This window comes from Acutalibacter sp. (genome assembly GCF_056800975.1).
The window spans coordinates 1-4,913 of record NZ_JBQISV010000126.1 but is presented as its reverse complement, the minus strand read 5'-3'; the positions used below and the strand labels follow the sequence as shown (position 1 = coordinate 4,913).

The 4,913-nt window shown below is 54.0% G+C and carries 4 protein-coding genes; all 4 read right to left on the bottom strand.

What is annotated here, in order from left to right:
* Nucleotides 1-728: 728 nt before the first annotated feature.
* Complete coding sequence (locus ACTO5E_RS10115) at nucleotides 729-1,916, bottom strand: Zn-dependent hydrolase (protein ID WP_482303366.1); 1,188 nt, start codon at nucleotides 1,914-1,916, stop codon at nucleotides 729-731.
* A 123-nt stretch (nucleotides 1,917-2,039) separates the two neighbouring features.
* Nucleotides 2,040-3,476: a dihydroorotase gene (locus ACTO5E_RS10110; RefSeq protein WP_482303365.1), complete on the bottom strand. Its 1,437-nt coding sequence runs from the start codon at nucleotides 3,474-3,476 to the stop codon at nucleotides 2,040-2,042.
* A gap of 30 nt (nucleotides 3,477-3,506) precedes the next feature.
* Nucleotides 3,507-4,541, bottom strand: a complete 1,035-nt coding sequence (locus ACTO5E_RS10105) for a TRAP transporter substrate-binding protein (RefSeq protein WP_482303364.1) — start codon at nucleotides 4,539-4,541, stop codon at nucleotides 3,507-3,509.
* A gap of 96 nt (nucleotides 4,542-4,637) precedes the next feature.
* Nucleotides 4,638-4,913, bottom strand: a 276-nt coding sequence (locus tag ACTO5E_RS10100; RefSeq protein ID WP_482303362.1) for a TRAP transporter large permease subunit, incomplete at its 5' end; no start/stop codon positions are given.

Genomic DNA, 4,913 nt, shown 5'->3' with positions numbered 1-4,913 from the left:
TCATAGATTGATAGGTACCCGCTTCATAATCTTGATACTGCTCCACGGTCTTCAAGTATTCATCGTGAGATTCTATCTTTTCATAAGCCATAATTACACCGCTCCTTTTCGTATCTGTGCAACTTCCGATTTGTCGATTTGTCACGAGCCAAGTATACCATCAATGGGAATGACATTCAACCCTCATTTATAGGCGCTGATAGTAGTGGCAAGCAATGCCTCGGTATAGACCCTGTGCCGCTTGTTGGTGGCTGACGGCCCCTAAGCCCCCGGTGATCGGCACAGCTGCGTCCGATGCACAAGCCGCCGCTGGCGTCTGCTGGTATATACCGGCAGGGAACGACACCCCCGGAGGGCGCACGATGGCCGCAGGCCATACCACCACCAGCCAGCGGCGGTGGTGAGTAAGTGCGCTCTTCGAGAGGGCCAACAAAGATAAGGGAGCGCCCAGGTCATCCCCAGACGCTCCCGCTTTGGTCCCTCCTGCTGGTCGATCACCGCCCCTCCAGCCTGTGTCATTTTGCCACAAATGAGCCGCCAGTCAATGTAATGTGGTGGTCTGGTGAAACCACCCTTTATACATTACATCTCAGTATAGCTTGTTTAAGAAAATATTTCAAGCTATTCCAGTGCAATCCAGAGAATTTGTCCATTTTGTCAAGGGTTTTCTCAAAGAATCTGCCCTAGAAATGGAAAAAAGAGGTGTGGGGCGATCATTGAGCCAGCAGTTAATCCTCCTGGTCCAGAGCCAGGACCGTATGGCACAACACCTGGGCGCCGTGAATTAAATCCTGCTCTTCGGTCCACTCCTCGCCGCAGTGGCTCAAACCGTCCTTGCTGGGGACGAAGATCATGCCAATGGGGAGGCGATGTGCAATGGGGTTGGCGTCGTGGCCGGCGCCGCTGGGCATCACAATGTGGCTCACGCCAGCCTGCGCGGCCGCGGCGTCAATTACCTGCATCAGGTGCGCGTCGCAGCGCACGGAGCCCTTGTCAATCTTCTTCTCAATATCAAATTCAACGGTGTCAATTCCAGCGGCAATCTCCTCAATTTGTCGGAGCAGCTCATCTGTCTTCTCGTGGTCCATGTGGCGCATCTCAAAGGTGCACTCCACCCGCCCGGGAATAACATTCTCCGAGCCAGGCCAAAGCTGAACGGTGCCCACGGTTAAGACCAGCGTGTCGTCAATCTGGCGGCAGCGCCTGTCGGCCTCGGCAATCAGACGGGACATAGCCACCATAGCATCCCGGCGGTTGCTCATCATGGTCGTGCCGGCGTGGTTGCTGTGTCCCTTGGCAGTTACCTTGTAGCGGACAATGCCCACAATGCCGCTGACCACGCCCACATCCAGGTTTTTATGGAACAGGGTATCCCCCTGTTCAATATGTAACTCTAAATAACATTTCGCATTGGAGAAGTCCCGGCGGCAATCCAGAATCTCCTGGACCGTATGGCCGTACTGCGCCAAGGCCTCTTTCAGGCCTGGCTGAGCGGGGTCTACAAGCCCGGCAATAGCCCGGCTTCCAAAGGTTCCGCCGATTGGGTTGGACTCCTCGGCATTGAAGCCGTAAATCTCCAGGGGGCGGCGCAGCTGTTTTCCCTCCCGGCGCAGCCAGCCGGCCACGGCCAGACCCGCCGCCACACCATAAGCGCCGTCAAACAATCCGCCGGAGGGAACCGTATCCAGATGGGAACCAAGTACAATGCTTTTAGCCCCTGGCTGGCTCCCGGGCAGCACGCCGTGGATATTGCCGGCAGCATCCCGGCTCACCTCCATCCCCAGTGCCCGCATTTCCTGCTCTACAATATCTACCGCCTGGAAATATTCCGGGCTGTAGCAGGTCCTGGTGTAGGAGCCGTCTTCGTTATGGCCTGCCTGTCCGATTTTTCGTAAAATTTCCGATACATGGTTCATGTCATTTCCTCCCTTTTTCCATAAATGCTGTGTCGCCATATTTTCAGTTAAATGCGGAGAATTGGCAAAAATAGAATAGACGCGGCGGCGGATGCCGCCGCGTCTCAAGCGGGTACAGCCTGATTATTTGTTCAGGGCAGGGCGGACAAACTCGCCCCAGCCGGCGGCGCTTTCATCCACAATGCCGTCCTGGAAGACCACACGGCCACGGACCACAGTGCAGTCAATCGCACAGTCAAGCTCCCAGCCCTCGTACACCTTAGAGATGCCCTTCGCCTGGGAATAGCTGTCCTCAGCGCGGCAGATAACTTTTTTGTCCAGGTCAACAATGACAAGGTCGCCATCGGAACCAGCGGCAATAACCCCTTTCTGGGGGAAGATGTTAAAGCACTTGGCGGGGTTGACGCTGCACAGCTCCACAATCCGTTCCAGGCTGACTCCCCGCTTGCGGCCCTCTGTGATCATCAGGGGAAGGCGCAGGTCGATGCCGGGAAAGCCGGAGGGGGAGAGGAAAATATCTTTCTTGCCGTTTTTGTCCAGCTTTTCTTTCTCAGAGACCAGGAAGGGACTGTGGTCGCTGCCAATGAAGTCCACGGTGCCATCCTTGACATAGTCCCACAGCTTATCCACCTCTTCCCGCTTGCGCAGGGCGGGGTTGCACTTGGCATAGGCGCCCAGGCGCTCCACATAGCTCTCGTCCAGCAGCAGATAGTGCGGGCAGGTCTCTACCAACACCTTTTGCCCGGCCAGCTTGGCCTGCTTGGCCAGTTCCATCGCGTCGCAGGCGGACACATGGACCAGCTCGATGGGACAATCCACATCCTTGGCAAACTTCAGCATCTTGGAAATCGCCTCAATTTCCACAATCGGAGGGCGGGATTCGCAATGGGCAAGGTTCTCGCCCTGCCGCCCCTGCTGGCGGATGCGCTGGATAAAGCCGGTAACCAGTTCATTGTCCTCGGCGTGGGCGGCCACCGGCAGCCCAGTTTTTTTCACCTCCTCCAGCACGCGATAGAGCTGATCGTTATTCGCGCTGGTCAAGCCCACAAACTCGGCATCCCGTCCCTCGGGCGCGGCGTGAAGAAAGGTTTTGTAGGCCACAATGCCCTCGTGGCTCAAGGGCTCGATGGCCTCGGGGTGCTCGCCGCCAGCAGCGCCAAAGAAGCAGAAGTCCACACAGCTGCCCTTCTCATGCCGGTCGTTAGCGGCACACTCCCGGCCCTTGCACAGGTCGATGCGATTGCGAAGTATCTCACTGTTCCACTGGGGCGGCATGGAGATGGGGTGCTCAAAGAAGGTCGTGCAGCCCCCTGCGGCGGCAGCGCGGGTGCCCACCTCAAAGGTCTCGCGCTCCCAGTGGCCGGGGTCACGGTAATGTACATGGGTGTCAATTCCGCCGGGCAAGACGTACTTTCCAGCAGCATCAATCGTCTTAGCAGACTCGGGCAGAGCTCCCGGCTGCGCGATCATAGCAAATTTGCCGTCCTGAATGCCTACATCCACCTTGCGAAAGCTGCCCTCAATGAATACCAAGCCATTTATGATTGCCAAATCTAACATAATATTTGACCTCCTATAAAGATGCGTTCATTAAGCAGTATAGGTGTCCCAAACAGCGGGATCAACTGCAGCTTTAATTGCCTCGCGCTCAGGCTGGGCAGCGTCACGGAACACCTGCCGCTGCTCATCAGTCAGATCTACAAAGGTACATCCGAAATCTTCAATCTCCTGGCTCCACTCCGCTTCCTTTGCCAGCGCGCTGTTTGTAGCGGTGTTGCAGCCAATCTTTACGGCCTCATCAAAAAGCGCTTTATGCTCCTCGCTCAGGCTGTTATAGAAGTCCAGGTTAACAACCCACTGCTGGGTCTGTTGAAGGTGGTTTGTCTTCGTAATATATTTCTGCTGTTCATATAGCTTTGCGGAATAAATGGTTTCTACAGGGTTTTCCTGTGCGTCTACCGTTCCCTGCTGCAGAGCGGTATACAGCTCACTGAAATTAAAGGGAGTAGGGGTAGCCCCCATACTCTGCCAGCCCTTAATATGGAAATCATTCTGCATCACGCGGAAGGTGAGCCCTTTCAGGTCCTCCGGCGCATAAATGGGCTTATTGGCAGTCGTAGCCCGGAACCCATGGACGCTGTAGCCCGCCAGATAAAACCCTTCTTTGGCATAGACCTCACGCATGGTGGACAAGAAATTCTCATCCTCCATAAACTTCGCCTTCACATCATCAATATTATCAAAATTATAAAACAGATCGTGAATCACTGCATTGGGAATGTAGTTCACAATGATGGAATTTGCAAGCGTCATCTGAATATTGCCGCTCTGGACCATCTGGCACAATTCATCATCGCTGCCCATGGAATTGTTGGGGTACACATTCACGGTAATAGCACCGTTAGAATTAGTTTCCAGATAGTCTTTCATTGCGAGGCATCCCTCTTGTACCGCAGTGGCCTCCGAGCCAAAATGGCCAACGTTGATGGTAATGCTTTCACCGCTGGTTTGATTGCTGTTAGAGGGGTTTTTGTTGCTGCTGTTTGGGTCGCTGCTGTTGTTGCCGCAAGCAGTCAGGCTGAATACCAGCGCAAGGGCGGAGGCCAGGGAAATAATTTTTTTCATGTTCAGTTTCCTCCTAAATAATTTGTCGTTGCAGCAGTTGGCTGCATTCTTGTTTAACGCCGACGGCTTTGAACCGAGACGCATAAACCGAAGAGTTTAGCCCATCAGGCTTGGAAGAACCAAGGTAATCTGCGGAATATAAGTGATCAGCATCAGTGCCAGAATAAACATGACGATAAAGGGGAATGCATGCTTTGCAATACGTGTGATTGGAATTTTGGTGATGGAGTTCGCCACAAACAGATTTGTCCCAATCGGCGGCGTGACAAATCCGATTGCCAGATTGACCGTCATAATAACGCCGAAGTGAATGGTATCTACCCCATACTGTTGGACAATAGGCAGCATAATAGGAGACAGAATCAGGATACA